Source organism: Serratia sp. 22264, assembly GCF_052045345.1.
Taxonomy (GTDB): domain Bacteria; phylum Pseudomonadota; class Gammaproteobacteria; order Enterobacterales; family Enterobacteriaceae; genus Serratia; species Serratia plymuthica.
On sequence record NZ_JBQEOY010000001.1, the window covers coordinates 2122438 to 2137938 of the forward strand.

General features: G+C 59.5%; 12 protein-coding genes. 5 read left to right on the forward strand and 7 right to left on the reverse strand.

The features are described from left to right. Positions 1-7 precede the first annotated feature (7 nt). The 4 genes from ACTJJ1_RS09930 to ACTJJ1_RS09945 form a co-directional block, all read right to left on the reverse strand. Complete coding sequence (locus ACTJJ1_RS09930) at positions 8-835, reverse strand: acid phosphatase (RefSeq protein ID WP_004946461.1); 828 nt, start codon at positions 833-835, stop codon at positions 8-10. A 55-nt stretch (positions 836-890) separates the two neighbouring features. Next, the gene (locus tag ACTJJ1_RS09935; protein WP_440833397.1) at positions 891-1724 is read right to left on the reverse strand and encodes a MipA/OmpV family protein; all 834 of its coding nucleotides are present in this window, start codon (positions 1722-1724) and stop codon (positions 891-893) included. Between the two features lie 515 nt (positions 1725-2239). Next, positions 2240-3262: a DUF1254 domain-containing protein gene (locus ACTJJ1_RS09940; protein ID WP_062790211.1), complete on the reverse strand. Its 1023-nt coding sequence runs from the start codon at positions 3260-3262 to the stop codon at positions 2240-2242. Between the two features lie 456 nt (positions 3263-3718). Continuing rightward, a complete protein-coding gene (locus ACTJJ1_RS09945; RefSeq protein ID WP_440833399.1) occupies positions 3719-4699 on the reverse strand; it encodes a helix-turn-helix domain-containing protein in 981 nt (326 codons plus the stop codon). A 301-nt stretch (positions 4700-5000) separates the two neighbouring features. Between ACTJJ1_RS09945 and ACTJJ1_RS09950 the strand changes: the two genes are divergently transcribed. After that, positions 5001-5441 (forward strand): hypothetical protein, encoded by a 441-nt coding sequence (locus ACTJJ1_RS09950; protein ID WP_440833400.1) that lies wholly within the window; start codon positions 5001-5003, stop codon positions 5439-5441. A 218-nt stretch (positions 5442-5659) separates the two neighbouring features. Beyond that, positions 5660-6715, forward strand: coding sequence for a 2,3-butanediol dehydrogenase (locus ACTJJ1_RS09955; RefSeq protein ID WP_004946469.1), 1056 nt, complete (start codon positions 5660-5662; stop codon positions 6713-6715). A gap of 81 nt (positions 6716-6796) precedes the next feature. Here ACTJJ1_RS09955 and ACTJJ1_RS09960 read toward each other — a convergent pair whose 3' ends face one another. The 3 genes from ACTJJ1_RS09960 to ACTJJ1_RS09970 all read right to left on the reverse strand — a co-directional run bounded on the left by ACTJJ1_RS09960 (position 6797) and on the right by ACTJJ1_RS09970 (position 10847). Further along, positions 6797-7570 carry a lipoyl protein ligase domain-containing protein gene (locus ACTJJ1_RS09960; RefSeq protein WP_041417017.1) on the reverse strand — a complete coding sequence of 258 codons (774 nt, stop codon included), beginning with the start codon at positions 7568-7570 and terminating at the stop codon, positions 6797-6799. Between the two features lie 32 nt (positions 7571-7602). After that, positions 7603-9546, reverse strand: a complete 1944-nt coding sequence (locus ACTJJ1_RS09965) for a sigma-54-dependent Fis family transcriptional regulator (RefSeq protein WP_064798985.1) — start codon at positions 9544-9546, stop codon at positions 7603-7605. Between the two features lie 260 nt (positions 9547-9806). After that, a complete protein-coding gene (locus ACTJJ1_RS09970) occupies positions 9807-10847 on the reverse strand; it encodes a LacI family DNA-binding transcriptional regulator (RefSeq protein ID WP_041417019.1) in 1041 nt (346 codons plus the stop codon). Between the two features lie 216 nt (positions 10848-11063). Here ACTJJ1_RS09970 and ACTJJ1_RS09975 point away from each other — a divergent pair, with 216 nt between their 5' ends. The 3 genes from ACTJJ1_RS09975 (at position 11064) to ACTJJ1_RS09985 (ending at position 15486) form a co-directional block, all read left to right on the forward strand. Beyond that, the gene (locus tag ACTJJ1_RS09975) at positions 11064-12092 is read left to right on the forward strand and encodes an ABC transporter substrate-binding protein (protein ID WP_440833403.1); all 1029 of its coding nucleotides are present in this window, start codon (positions 11064-11066) and stop codon (positions 12090-12092) included. 107 nt (positions 12093-12199) lie between these two features. Then, positions 12200-14428, forward strand: a complete 2229-nt coding sequence (locus ACTJJ1_RS09980) for an ABC transporter permease (RefSeq protein WP_004946483.1) — start codon at positions 12200-12202, stop codon at positions 14426-14428. Continuing rightward, positions 14425-15486 carry an ABC transporter ATP-binding protein gene (locus ACTJJ1_RS09985; RefSeq protein WP_440833405.1) on the forward strand — a complete coding sequence of 354 codons (1062 nt, stop codon included), beginning with the start codon at positions 14425-14427 and terminating at the stop codon, positions 15484-15486. The genes ACTJJ1_RS09980 and ACTJJ1_RS09985 overlap by 4 nt, the downstream gene beginning before the upstream one ends. Positions 15487-15501 lie beyond the last annotated feature (15 nt).

A 15501-nucleotide genomic window follows, 5' to 3' on the forward strand; every position in this document is an offset into this window, starting at 1 on the left:
GCTCTTCTCAGTGCATACTCAGGGAGAGAGCAACACGTTCAGCCGCGCAGTCCTCGGTGGGTTTCAGGTTCGCTTTGGTGGCGTCTTGCACTTCGCGCTTGGCGGCGGCCAAATCAGCCAGGAAAGCCGGGTTGTCATGCAGCACGGCTACCGTGGCGGCCCCCATGATGCGCCCTGCATCCACGTCGCTTTGCCAATGCGCATTGCAGACGACCCGGCTCTGACCAAACGCCAGACCTCGAGCCAGCAGCTCGGTCGCCCGTGCCGGCTGCACTTCGGCCAACACCAAGCCCCAGGCCCAGCCAGCCGCCGAGTGGCCGGACGGCCAGGAACCGTCGGTACGCAGCACTGGCTCCATGTCTTTGCGACAGGTTCCCTCGTCATGCTGCACAAACGGGCGAGTACGGTTATACGCGTTCTTTCCTGCGTAGGTTGAGCCCCCCGCATCCGTCAATACGTGCTGCATCATGGCGTAAAGGTGCGGCGTCTTTTTCTCGTTGATATCGGTGCCCAGCGCGCACGAGAACGATTTTGCCGGCGCAGGAAAGGTCAACTCGGCGTCCGTTGCGGCCAGTTTTTCACGGGCAGACCCACGTAACGCCAATGCCGCCCGCCGTGCCTCTTCATCGCGGGCGAATGCCGCAGAATCCGGTTTTGGCGGCCCTCCGAGCAGGGCTAAGCGCACCGGCAGGCTGGCCGGTTCAAGGTAACCCGGCGCCAGCTTAAAATGCGGATCCGTTACCGTCGGCCCGGTATCGCTCGCCGCCGCCAGGCCGGAACACAACAGGCCGGCCAACGGCGCTATCAGGTACAAAGGAACGCATGACTTTTTCATTTATGATGATCTCCAGAGTCGGTCGCTGCCGCAGAGGGCAGCGCTATCAAGGCACTCAGAATTGGTACACCGCATTCAGGTAGAAGCCCGCCCCCACCGTCTTATCCGTCAGCGGGCTGCGACGCGCATCCGCCGTCAAGGCGTACAGCTTCATCCCGCCCTGCAGGGCAATATGAGGCTGTAACTGGACGGTCAGGCCGGTTTTTAACGTCACATTCCGCATACCGCCGCCGGCATGATATTCGCTGAAGCCGCTACGATCGGCCTGCTCTCCCGTCACCCCGAAACGCGCCATCATGTCGTCTCTGTCGCTCCAGGTCCCGTACAGCGCGGAATCCAGCGTCAGTGAGGAAGACAGCGGCAGCGAGAAGTCGGCACCGGCTTCAAGGTATGCGGTGTGCCCCAGATCCTCGCCGCCGTATTCGCGGCTGCGGGTAGCCTGCCAGCCACGAACGAACAGCCGGCCGGCCGGCAGACGCCAATAGGCTTCCGCACCGAGCATCGCGCTGCCGTCCAGATCGCCCATCCCCTTCAGATGATTATTGCTGCCTCCCAGGGTACGAATTTTTTCCTTGCGGCCCATGTCATATCCGGCCAGCAGCGCCAACCCCACGGAAGAAGCCCCCGGCAAGTCCCAGCGCAAACCGTCAGGAAAACCTGCCGTGAAGGTTCCCCAGTTCTGCGTCGGCATCACCGCCTTCGCCACCAGAGAAGGAAAGGCTTCATAACGCGAGGAGCCTTCATACAACGGGCTCACCGCCACCCCGCCGCCCAGCGTTATACTCTGGTCCCCATCGGAAGCGGCCTGTACGGACAACGGCAGCGCCGCCATCAGCGCAAAGGCAGGAAGCCCGAACGATTTATAAATCCCGTTTTTCTTGCTTGTCATATCCTTGTTCCTTTCTCTATTTTCTTTTCGTTTTTATTCTGATTCATCGGCATGTTTAACCTCTATCCGGGATATATTCCCGTCATCCATTCCCTTGACCGGAAATAGGTTTTGGCTAATTACTTTTTATTTTTTCAGTCATGGCATAGCCAACACTATGCCTGCGGATAACCCTCCTGCCCGGAAAAGGGCGCAAAAAACCCCGGTGCGCGAGGGGCTGCTTAAAAGCGCCTGCACAGCTGGAAAAAGCATTATGTCTTCGCACCGCTTACCGAAAAGTGCAATTCGACAGGCTAAAAGGGGTGATTGAAACAAAGAGAGAGTGAAAACACGCTCTCACTTCCCGCGCCCATCATTAGCGAACGTCATGTCCAAAGACGGCGTTATCCCTGTCGTCCATCCCTGTTTCTCCCTGACATATTTTTAATACAGATTTTTCTTATTCCTAATTGTGTCAAACGGCACAATTAAGGGAGAAAAAGTAAAAAAACAGGTTCAGGAAAATACCGGGCGGATCACTGCGGCTCCGGGAAATGCCATTGACCATTCAGGATTTCGTCCTCAGGCTGATAAAGCCTGACCGTGTAGTTCCAACCAGGCATGGTCGGCAGACAATTCGCAATTTTGCCGTCGCAACCACCAAATTGGATCACAATCGAACCATCATCGCTTTTTTGGGCGGTGAGGTTATTTAGCGAATAGGCGTCATACGGGTTTTTCTCGAAATAACCCTTGGCGTTATAAACGCTCACGGACCAAAAACTCTTCACCGGTACATGCCCGACCTTGAGCCGATAAACGGTTTTCCCGTCATTCTTCGGCATCACGCCGCCGAGATAAATCGCATCCTTGCTCGGATTGCCTCCCCATCCGGACGCCGTCGCGATCAAATGCTGAATAGGATCGACCGTGCTCTTGGTGCCAAATGCCTGGTTGTAGTTGGGGAGCGTATCCCCGAGAACCAGCAAGGCATCGCGCATCTTTTTCTGACTCGCCGGATCCCATTTCGGTACCACGAACTCCCCTATCTGAGCCTGGCTAACCTTGATGGCATCTTGTAGTGCATGCACCTGCTCAACGTCTTGGCGATCGGCAGGATCGACCAGCGTACGGATAGCGACGAAAACATAACGAGTGCCGACCTCCTCCTTCGTCAACGTATGGCGGCCGGCGCCATAAAAGACGGCGGGAACGTAGTGGTCTTCGTTGACCACCAGCATCGACATGAATCGCTTACCGGCCTCCGGCAAGGTGATCGTGACCGGGCCGGCATCGAGATCGAACACCGCACTCGAGTAGAGCGTGTCCCGATTCATGCGGATGACGCTCTGCGCGTCAATGGAAATCGGTTCGCGGCTATGCACAAAGCGCCCCAATCCGCCGTCCGCCACCATATTGCCCATATAAAGATCGGACTCGGCACGGATAAAATTATCGACACCAACCGATACCGTCTCACCAGAAACGGATTGAGCGTTTGCGATCCCGAATGTTGCCAACGTGAACGCAACGATGCCGGCCGTGGATAGATATGACATGTAAACCCCCCGATGATATGAAAATTGATGCAAGTTCTCAGTTTCAAACTTTTCTTTCTCGTGGATCGCTGGCAGCACCGCGAGCTGAGCTTGAAATCGCCCCCTCAGACAATATAAGAAACTTCCTATTGAGACTTGCCATTTCACGCCAAAGATGACGTTCTCCCAGCGCTATTCCTCCTGTTAACAAGCTTTGTGAAGAGGAGGAAGGTTGTGCGGCGTCACTCAGGGAAACCGAATTGCGGTGATACGGCCGTTTGGCGTCTCGCGATAATTAGGAAAAAACTCAAGCAGGGAGCCGTACATACGAGCAAAATATCGGGATCTCATGCCACTTGTCTCTTCGCGCAGACAGGTAGAAGTGGCACCACGTTGAAGGAGGGAGGATGACTCCAGGTGCGCCAGGACGCCAACCCCAGAGTTCATCGTTTGATGGAGCGACAGTGACGCTGATGGTCACCCTTTTTTAAGGGCAGAACGATAAAGCGACGGGGTTTCCCCCGTCCAACGTTTAAACGCTCGGGTAAAATGCGCTGGATCGCTATAACCCACCATATAGGCAATTTCGGTCGCGGTATATCTGCCACTGGCAATCAGCTGGAGTGCTTCGCCGCGGCGCGTCTCGTCACGCAAAGCCTCAAATTCGACACCGCAATATTTAAGGCGTCGCTGCAGAGTGCGTGTGGACAACCCAACGCTTTTTGAAATCATTTCAAGTTTGGCCTGCTCCAGATCCGATATCCGCTGGTGAAGCACCGATGCCGTGTCAATGGTCGATTTCAGGGCCTCGGTGGTTTTCCAGGCGTCATCCCGAATATGTTTCAGGGGGATCTCGAGCAAATCACGATCGAACTCGATCATGTTGTACTCAGCGTTCATGACGAGATTCGGGCCTAAACATTCTTCCAGCGCGTCGTCCCCCCTTTCTCTTGAGGTTTTAACATGTACGCGAATAGAGGCGGGCTCACCGGACATGAGAGGCACCTTTCTAAGCACCGCGAGGCTGCCAAGAATAAATTGCCTCGGATCAGCTTCATATTGCCCTGTGAATTGGTGGATCATTTTTGTTGTACGGCCTTCGGTGATGATTTTTACTTCACCTCCCTGATGCAGTAAGGCCGCATGGGTCGCCGCCATTGCGCAGGCCTGAGCAATGTTCGTTGACCCCAATATCATGTCGCCCCAGGCCCCGAGCGCACGTATTTCGGTCAGATGTCCCACATAGGCGCCGCCGAATGGATCACCCGCGACGGATGCCATTTCATTGGCGATACGAAAACAGGCTGCTCGCGGTATCCATATATCAGGGTTTTGGAAAATATTGGGGGAAATACCAAGGCGCTGAAAGAACTCCAACGCAGACACTCCACGCATGGCCAGATAAGGGGCCATCTGGAGAAAGCTTCTAAGCTTGATGGAGGGTGTAGCATTCACCATAGGCGTTCGCACCTCTGTTGCCCGATGTAGGCCCCTGCCGCCAGCGTTATGTACGACGGACAGCCCGTTTTTTGGGAGTATACCTGAGCTTGGAAAAAATATATCTGCACGTAACATAAGGGAATAGCGTCGTCGATCCTTCCGCAGAGCGACAATTTGCCGGGCAGAGCCCGGCGGGCTGACCGGCTTTCCATTGCCCCTGCATTTATTGACGACCATTAATGACCGAAGCAGAATATTACCTGGGTGCCCGTTGGCCCCGCCCATTGAGGTGGCTATCAATGACAAGGATGAAATTTCTATGTTGAAACTACGAAATTTATTATTTCTTATCCCCTTTTCTTCCGGTGTTTTCCTTTCCATACCGCAATCAAGTGAGGCCAGAACCTCGGTCGCCATTCAGCTCTCCGCCTGCGAAAGCCAAAACGGCCAAAACGGGCAAGACAACTCCCCTAACGGTCAGAACGGTAAAAACGGCGTCCCTGGCTCGGGCTGTCAGGATGGTGGGAAAGGAGGCGACGGAGCCCCCGGCAACGGCATGGGTGGCGGCATGGGTGGTATGGGCGGCAACGGCGGCAACGGCGGCAATGGCGGCAACGGCGGCAACGGCGGCAATGGCGGCAATGGCGGTAACGGAGGAGATGGCGGCAACGGTGCTGGAGCGGTTCCCGGCTCGCATCACAAACATCACAAACACATGAACACCGGCACCGACGGGGATAAGAGGCTTCACCAGGTATAAGCGCCCTGTTACACCCGTATCTGTTACAGGTGTCTCATCATACGCCTGTAACGGGTAACGCCGTTAACAGAAACAAGACAACTCGCTGAAATAACAACACTTTTCCCTGAATCGTCACATTGGCACGTTTTTCGCTATCTCCTGCGTTGAGTCTCTGTCCCGGCCACCGACGTATCGGCCGCCGAGGCAGGTTTACGGTTAATTTCAAGGGGAAGATGATGAAAGCAGCTCGTTGGTATCAGGCGCGCGACATCCGTATTGATGATATTGAAGAACCTCAGGTTTCCGCCGGTAAGGTGAAAATCAAGGTAGCCTGGACCGGAATTTGCGGCAGCGACCTGCACGAATACCTCGCCGGACCGATTTTTGCCCCGGTAGGCAAACCTCACAAGCTAAGCCATGACATCGCGCCTATCGTCATGGGCCATGAGTTTTCCGGTGAAGTGGTGGACGTGGGTCGCGGCGTGACGAAATTCAAAGCCGGCGACCGCGTGGTCGTAGAGCCGATCCTGGCTTGTCGGCAGTGCGAAGCCTGCCGCGAAGGCAAATATAACCTGTGCGCCGATCTGGGTTTCCACGGTCTGTCCGGCGGTGGCGGCGGCTTCTCCTCCTTTACCATGGTAGACGAGCATATGGTACACCGCATGCCCGATGCGCTCAGCTATGAGCAAGGTGCGTTGGTAGAGCCTGCGGCGGTAGCCCTTCATGCGGTGCGGATGAGCAAATTGAAAGCCGGGGATAAAGCGGCCGTCTTCGGTGCCGGCCCCATCGGCCTGCTGGTGATTGAAGCATTGCGCGCGGCCGGTGCGGCAGAAATTTATGTGGTCGAGCTGTCACCTCAGCGGGCAGAAAAAGCGCGCGAACTGGGGGCGAAAGTGGTGATCGACCCCAGCAAAGACGATGCCGTCGCCACAATACGCGAGCTGAGCGCGGGTGGCGTTGACGTGGCGTTTGAAGTGACCGGCGTGCCGGTGGTGCTAAAACAGTGCATCGACAGCACTCGCTACGAAGGCGAGACGATTATCGTCTCCATCTGGGAAGGGGAAGCGGCATTCCATCCGAACAAAGTGGTGCTCAGCGAACGTTCAGTCAAAGGGATTATCGCTTATCGCCATATTTTCCCGGCGGTGATGGATCTGATGACCCAGGGCTACTTCCAGGCCGACAAGCTGGTGACCAAGCGTATCGAACTGGCTGATTTGGTGGAGCAGGGTTTTGAAGCGCTGGTGAAAGAAAAACAACAGGTTAAAATCCTGGTGCGTCCACCGCAGTAAAAGGTATCGCAGGTATGACGAGATGGCGGCCCCTCGGTCCGCCATCTAAGCTCAAGACGCAATTCCGAGCGCCCCGCAAGGTTACAACGGTGCCGGGGAACGCAGGATCGCCGCCCCTAGCGCATCGACTATCTCGTCGCGGAGATCGTGGGTAACGTCCGGCGCCATTTGCGCCACGCTAACGGTTTTCTCCGCTTGATAATACCGCCCACTGCCCAATGCCGCCTCAAACTGATTGGCATAACGGTGTGCCGCCGCCAAATCACAATCCACCAACAGCGCCGCATGGGCCAGCACCACGTGCCGCCGCGCCTCGTCGGCAGGTTGACTCGCCACCGGCCGCCAATATTGGGCGGTACCGGCGATTTTACGCGCCGCCGCCCCGTCGCCGCAGGCAAGATTGAAGCGCCCGTCGCAGAAGGATCCTTCCACCGCCTGCCAGTGGGCCACTACGCCCCGGGCGGCCAGCGCACTGCGAAGAATGGCGCACAAATGCTCATACACCTCTTCTGCCGCTTCACCCAGAGTGCGCGCTATCGGGTATGCCAGGCTGACGTTCACGATGCCGGGCCCCTGCGGCACCAGCCCGCCGCCGGACTTACGCAAAAACACCGGACACCCGTCTGCGGCAAACTGTTGGCGCGCCGATTCCAGCGCGGCAAAACGCTTATAGCTGCCCGGAACCACCAGCGACAGCGGCGAGTGCCACAGCTGTGCCACCGCCTCTCCGGCGGCAGCGCGGGCAAACAGGCCGGCTTCGGCCTGCGTAGGGTCCGGAAAAAACATCAGCCGCGATGGCTGCAGTGAAAACCGGCCGCCGTTAACGGCGGCAGCCTGAGAAACATCCTTCATCATCTCCCCTTGTCCACCACTCATATAAGGCGGGGTTAGTCATGCACCGGCGACTGAATGCCGAAGCGCTGCATGCGGCGATAGAGCGTCATTCGGCTGATGCCCATTTGCCGTGCGACGGCGCTGTGGTTCCAGCGGGCGGCACGCAGATATTGGATCAACAACTGTGCCTCTGGCGGCAGTGCCGCATCGGCTTCGGCGTTAACCATCGGCAGCGGGCTGGCGGGGATCGCCGCCGTCAACCCTTCCGGCAGATCGGTGGCCTCGATGCGGCCCCCATCGCAGAGTGCGGCGGCGTAATCCAGCGCATTGCTCAGTTCACGCAGGTTGCCCGGCCAACGGTGCTGATGCAGGCGGCGACGCGCGGCGGCGGAGAGCTGCGCCTTACCGGCCAGCAGTTTATCCACCAGCCAGTCGAGGTCGCTGCGCTGGCGTAACGCAGGCAGCGAGATACGCGCCCCCTGCAAACGGTAGAACAGATCGGCACGAAAACGCCCTTCCTGCACCAGTTGATCCAACGCGTGGTGCGACGCGGAGATCACGCGGATATCCACCGATACCGGACGCGAGGCCCCCACCGGCAACACCTCCTGCTCCGCCAACACCCGCAGCAACCGGGTTTGCATCTCCAGCGGCATATCGCCTATCTCATCAAGGAACAACGTGCCGCCGTCGGCTTCCTGGATCAGCCCGCGCCGCCCTTTACTGCCTGCGCCGGAGAAACTGCCGGGCAGATGGCCGAACAGTTCGCTCTCAATCAGCGCCGCCGGGATCGCGGCGCAGTTCACCGCCACAAACGCCCGATGGCGGCGGTTGCTTGCCTGGTGAAAGGCTTTGGCAAAAAACTCTTTCCCGCAGCCGGTTTCACCGTGAACCATCAGGTGCAGCGGCGCCTCCAGCAGCCGGGCGGCACGCTGGAGCTGGAGCTGCAACGCCGCGTCGCCGCCGTTCAGCGCGGCCAGCGCCGGAGGTAACGCGCCCTGGCTGGCTGCGGCCTTACGTGGCGCACGCCGAACGGGCTGCACGGCGGTAACGTAGAGTTTCTCCCCGCTGCGGGCGCGTTCGAGCGTACCCTGCTGCCCGCTGGCGCTGGCCAGCCAATCGGGAAGACTGTCGATGGACGTATTAAACAGTTGTTCAATCGGCCGGCCGAGCAGCGTGCTGCGGCAGTGTACCGGCGGCGCGGCGATGCCCAGCTCGTTTTCCAGCATGCGCTGGGCGCGGTGGTTATGCCCCACCACTTTGCCGGCGGCATCAAAGGCGATCAGGAAATCCGGGCTGACCTCAACAAACGACGATGCCGGGCTGAGTTTCAGCACCCAATCGCCGCGATGCCGGTGCTCAAACCAGGCATTTTCAATCTGATGCGCATAAATTTTAGCGAGCTGTAGCGCCAACTGCTGGCTGGATTTTGGTTGCGGTGAGCTGAGCGCGGAAATATCAAGAATGGCGTTTAACTGCCCCTGCGGATCGAACAGGGGAACGGCGGTGCAGGTCAGCGGGATATGGGTGGCGTCGAAATGATCGGCCTGATGCACCGTTAGCGCCTTGCCGGTGGCCAGCGCGGTGCCCACGGCGCAGGTGCCTGCGCAGGCTTCCGTCCACTGCGCCCCGAGGAACAGCCCGGCACGACGCAGGCTGATTTCCGCATTGGCGTCCCCCAGGTAATCCACGGTGATACCGCGCGCATCGGTCAACAGCACCACGTAGCCGGCGGCGGCAATCTGCTGATACAACACCGTCAGGCCGTGGTGGGCAATGTGACGAAACTCTTCCATTTCCTGGCGGTGTTCCCGCAGCTCATGCCACGGCAAGATGCGCGCTTCCTGCATGCGGCGGGGATCAAGGCCATGATGTTCCACGCAGCGCTGCCAGGAGTCGCGAATAGTCTGTTCATGGAAACGCGGGGCCAGCAAATGCGCCTTGTTGCTGAGGCTGGCCATTACCGTAGCAATGTGTTCGCGCTGGCTCTGATTCACGAGTCGTTCTCCTGTGGCGGCACGGTGGGAATAACCGTTGCTGATGCGGGCCCTCATCATACACTGGGTTGAGCGCCCGGTGCAGGGGCATGGCCGGCAGGTATCAGCGCACCGGTTATCAACGGTTGGTTATCTCAGACTAAATACCGGGGAGAACTTTTCACCGCGTCCGGGCGCAATTTGTGATCGGCCACACGGCGCGGCCGCATTATTTGCCGAAAAAGAAACGTGCGCGGAGAGCAGGCTGAACCGCCCCGCTCTCAGCCGCCGCGAATGGTGCTGCGCCAAATGAAGTCGGCATGGTACATCCGCGTTTCGCCCGGCATTTCCTGCCCCAACGCCGGTGCCATGTTCTCTTCGTTCTCCTCTTCCGCCACCAACCATGCCACCGCCTCCCGAGCGAACTGCTCCACCGGTTGGGTAAAGGTGGTGAGGTTGTAGGATGACCAGCCCGCCTGCGGGATATCATCGAACCCGGCCACGCAAAGATCTTCCGGAATGCGCAACGCAAAGCGATGGCGCGCCTCATCCATAAAACCGCAGGCCAGCAGATCGGTGACGCAGAACACCGCATCAGGCCGCTCCCGACGGGTTAACAGCCGGTGCGCCAGAATTTGCCCGCTCTCGTACGACGTGGTGCCAAAGCGCTCGACGCTCACCGCCAGCCCCGCCGCTTCCGCCGCCTGGAGAAAACCGCGTTCGCGGGCCATCAGGCTTGGCGTGCCCGCCAGCGAGTTGGCAAAGGCGATCCGCCGGCAACCGGCGCGGACAAACGCCATCATCACCGCGCCGGCCGCTTCTTCGTTATCCAGGTTGATGCTGAGCGAACCCGGTAGCGCATCATTGCGGTTAATCAGCACCAGCCGCTGGCCGTGCCGGTGGCACAGGCGGGCGATGGCGCTGTCCGGCATGCCGGAGAGGACAAAAGACGCATCGGCGCGGAAGTTAATCGCCTGCTGCAACGCCTGGGACACGCTGTCGTCGGAACGATCGGTGTTAATCAACATGGCGATCTTTCCCGCCGCCTGCAAATGCTGGGTCAGCAATCGCACCAGGCTGGCCCGGTAAGGGGTCGCCAGTTCGGACACGATCAGGCAGACAATGCCGCTGCGATTGCGCACCAATCCCCGCGCCAAATGATTAACGTGGTAGCCCAGTTGCTCCGCCGCCCACATCACCCTTTCGCGGGTTGCCGCCGAGACGCTGGCGCCGGGCGTATAGGTGCGCGACACCGCCGATCGGGACACGCCGGCCAGCTCCGCTACGTCTTTGGCACTGATCATTGCCTTGTCTACCGCCATGGTTACATCCATCCGTTACGCGTTCCGATAAAGTTTGCCGCACTTTGCAAAGCTGTGCAAATTTATTGCAGAAATTTTGTTTCATTTTTGTGACGAATAGGTTGAATTGTTCTATATCGCAATTGACAGCACAATTTTTATCCTCTAGTTATTTGCACACACGTGCAAAAAAATGGCGACAACGTATCGCCACCCTACACAAACCAGGAGAACACCATGCATCGAGTCACCCTGATGGCGGTCATCGCCGCCGGCTCCGCGCTCTCGGCCCTGCCGGCTCACGCCGCCGGAAAACTGAATATGATCTGCTCCGCCGATGTCGTGGTCTGCGAGCAAATGACCACGCTCTTCGAGAAACAGCACCCGGATGTCAACGTCAGCATGGTGCGCCTGTCCGCCGGAGAAGCCTATGCACGCATCCGAACCGAAGCGCGTAACCCGCGCACCGATATTTGGTGGGCAGGCACCGGCGATCCCCATATGCAGGCCGCCAACGAAGGCTTAACCCAGCCCTATAAATCGCCGCTGCTTGACCAACAACACGACTGGGCGCGCAAGCAGGCGGAGAGTGCCGACTACCGCACCGTGGGCGTTTACGCCGGTGCGCTGGGCTGGGGCTACAACACCAAGCTGCTGGCAGAGAAAAAACTCAAAGTCCCGGCCTGCTGGGCCGATCTGCTGGATCCGGCCTACAAGGGCGAGATCCAGATGGCCAACCCGAACTCCTCCGGCACCGCCTACAACACCCTCGCCACGCTGGTGCAGATCATGGGCGAAGACAAGGCTTTCGATTACCTGAAAAAACTCAACGCCAATATTTCGCAGTACACCAAATCGGGTTCCGCACCGGTTAAAGCGGCGGCCCGCGGCGAAACGACGGTAGGCATCGTCTTTATGCACGATGCGGTGGCGATGCAGGTCGATGGTTTCCCGGTGAGGGCCATCGCGCCCTGCGAGGGGACCGGGTTTGAAATTGGCTCCATGTCGATTGTCAAAGGCGCGCGCAACCTTGCCAATGCCAAGCTGTGGTACGACTGGGCGCTCGGTGCCGAAGCACAATCGCACATGAAAGACGCCAAATCCTTCCAATTGCCGTCAAACCGCGAAGCGGCGATCTCGGAATATGCGCCGCGCTTCGAGAACATCAAACTGATCGACTACGACTTTAAAACCTACGGCGCCACGGAAAAACGCAAAGAGCTGCTCAGCCGCTGGGATAAAGAGATCGGCTCCGGCGCGCAGTAATTCCCGTCCATTCCCTCTCGCACTTTCTGCCGTTGCCGATGAACCGGGCGTGGCACGCCGCGCCCGCACGGCTCGCAGAAAAGGAATAATGAACGATCGAGGTTACGATGAATGCTCAAAACCGCCGCTTAGACGTGGCTCTTGTGCTGGGCGCGCTCGCATTGCTGCTGCTGCCCTGGTACAGCCAGGAAGCCGGATTCTTCGACTTCAGCTGGTTGAATACGCTGTGGCAGGATCGGGAAAGCGCTCCTGCGCTGTGGCAAATCCTGGCTTTTCAACGCCCGTGGCTGGCTATTGCGCTGCTGTTGCTGCTGGTTTGCTCGCTGGGCCGCCTGCTGCAGGTGGGCCGGTTGCGCTCGCAGTTACTGATGTCTGCCGCCGCCGCCGGCATCCTCTTCCTGCTGTTTGAAGGCCACGCCATAGGTTACAGCGGCTGGAACTGGCAATGGAGCGAGCGGCTGTTTGGTGCGCTCGGCGACGGCCAACCCGCCTTTGGCGCCGGCGCTATTGCGTTGCTCACCGCGTTTTTGCTGCTGTTCTCTTTTGGGTTGGCCGAGCGTGGCGTGCTGAAGGGAGATGCCTTTGTGGTGTCCTCGATCGTGCTGCTGGTCGCGTTGGTCAGCACCTTCGTGCTTTATCCGGTACTGAGCATGTTTGTCGCCTCGGTGCAGGACGCTGACGGCGCGTTTAAACCGGACGGCCTGATCGCCAATATGCAGGATCCGGCGATCTGGAGCCTCGGTTGCCTGAAAGGCGGCAGTTGCGGCACCGCCTGGCGCACCCTGTGGCTGGCGCTGATGACCGCCGGCGGATCGACGCTGCTCGGCCTGGCCTTTGCGCTGGCCGCCACCCGCACGCCGCTGCCGTTCAAGAAAGGGCTGCGCCTGCTCAGCGTGCTGCCGATCATCACGCCGCCGTTCGTCATTGGCCTGGCGCTGATGCTGCTGTTTGGCCGTTCCGGCATCGTCACCGAGCTGCTTTCCACCCTGTTCGGCATCGAGCCGGGGCGTTGGCTGTACGGCCTGACCGGGATCTGGATTGCCCAGGTGCTTTCTTTCACTCCGATCGCCTTTTTGGTGCTGATTGGCGTGGTGGAAGGCGTCAGCCCTTCGCTGGAAGAAGCCTCGCAAACGCTGCGCGCCAACCGCTGGCGCACCTTCCGTTACGTTTCGCTGCCGCTGATGGCGCCCGGCCTGGCCAATGCTTTCCTGATCAGTTTTATCGAAAGCATGGCGGATTTCGGTAACCCTATGGTGCTCGGCGGCAGCCACGGCGTGCTCTCGACCGAGATCTTCTTCTCGGTGGTAGGGGCGCAAAACGATCCGAGCCGCGCGGCGGTGCTGGCGATCATCCTGCTGTGCTTTACCCTCAGCGCCTTTGTGTTGCAACGCCTGTGGCTGGCGGGAAAAAGCTTCGCCACCGTGACCGGCAAAGGCGATTCCGGCATGCACTGCGGCCTGCCGCGCGGGCTGCGCTATGGCGTTTACGGGCTGGTGATCCCCTGGGGCCTGTTCACGCTGGTGGTGTACGGCATGATTTTAATCGGCGGTTTTGTTCAGTCGTGGGGGCTGGACAACAGCCTGACCCTGGCGCATTACACCCGCGCATTCGGCTTCCAGTGGAGCGGCGGCCAGATCCTCTGGACCGGCGTCGCCTGGAACTCGTTCTGGACCACCCTGGAAATCGCGCTGATCGCCGCGCCGCTCACGGCCATCGTCGGCCTGCTCACCGCCTGGCTTATCGTGCGGCAGAAGTTTGCCGGCCGCCAGACCTTCGAGTTTATGTTGATGCTCAGCTTTGCCATCCCCGGCACGGTGATCGGCGTCAGTTACATCATGGCGTATAACCTGCCGCCGCTGGAAATCACCGGCACCGCCCTGATCCTGGTCGCCTGCTTTGTGTTCCGCAACATGCCGGTGGGCGTGCGCGGCGGCATCGCGGCCATGAGCCAATTGGACCGCAGCCTGGATGAAGCGTCGCTGACGCTGCGCGCCGGCAGCTTCCGCACCCTGCGCAAAGTGATTTTACCGCTGTTGAAACCCGCCATCAGCGCAGCCCTGGTCTATGCCTTCGTGCGGGCGATTACCTCCATCAGCGCGGTGATTTTTCTGGTCAGCGCCCAGTACAACATGGCCACCTCCTACATCGTCGGGCTGGTCGAAAACGGGGAATACGGCGTGGCTATCGCCTACTCCTCCGTGCTTATCGTGGTGATGCTGGCGGTGATCCTCACTTTCCAGCTGCTGGTCGGCGAACGTCGCCTGCGCCGCGTATCCCGTATCGCCACACCGCCGGTGGCATCGCCGCCGGCCTTACAACAGGAGACTGCCGTATGACCGCCATTCGTTCCGGCTCGGTGGTGTTTGAAAACGTCACCAAACAGTTTGCCGATTTCACCGCCCTGCCCGGCCTCTCGCTTACCGTCGAACCAGGCACGCTGGTGACGCTGCTCGGCCCCTCGGGCTGCGGCAAAACCACCACCCTGCGCCTGCTGGCCGGCCTGGAGCACCCGACCGCCGGGCGCATCCTGATCGGCGGCAAAGAGGTGACCCATCTGCCCGCCAACGAGCGCGACGTGGCGATGGTGTTTCAATCCTACGCGCTGTTCCCGCATATGAACGCGCTGGACAACGTCATGTACGGCCTGCTCGCCAGCAAGCTGCCGCGCAAAGAAGCGCTGGATCGGGCGCACGAAGGGCTGAAGCTGGTCGGGCTGGAAAACATGGGCAAGCGCCTGCCCGCCGAACTGTCCGGCGGCCAGCAGCAACGCATCGCCGTGGCGCGCGCGTTGGTGCTGGAGCCGCAGGTACTGCTGCTCGATGAGCCCTTATCCAATCTTGACGAGCGGCTGCGGCGCCGCGTACGTACCGAGATCCGCGATTTGCAACAGCGCCTCGGGTTCACTGCGGTGTACGTGACCCACGATCAGGAAGAAGCGCTGGCGGTGTCCGATAAGATTATCGTCATGAAAGAAGGGCATATTGCCCAGCAGGGTGCGCCGCAGGAGCTTTATCACTCGCCCGCGTCGGTGTTTATCGCCGATTTCATGGGTGAGGCCAATATCCTGCCCTGTGACGTTGAACGGGTGGACGGTGGCGAAGCGCTCATCAGCCTGGGTAGCCGTCAGTATCGGGTGCCGGGTGCCAAAGCGCGCCCCGGCGCCGCGCAACTGTCCGTGCGGCCGCAGTTTATTACTCTGCATGCGGAACAGTCCGGCGCATTGAACGGCGAGGTGACCCACAGCACCTGGCTCGGAGACCATATCGAGTATGAAGTGAAGACCGACCTCGGCGCTCTGTTTATCGTCGATGTGCAGATGGAACTCCAACTGGCGCCGGCCACGCGCGTGGCCATTGATTTCAAACCTCAGGGGCTGGCACTGATTGCCCAGTGACGGCCCGCAACTTTA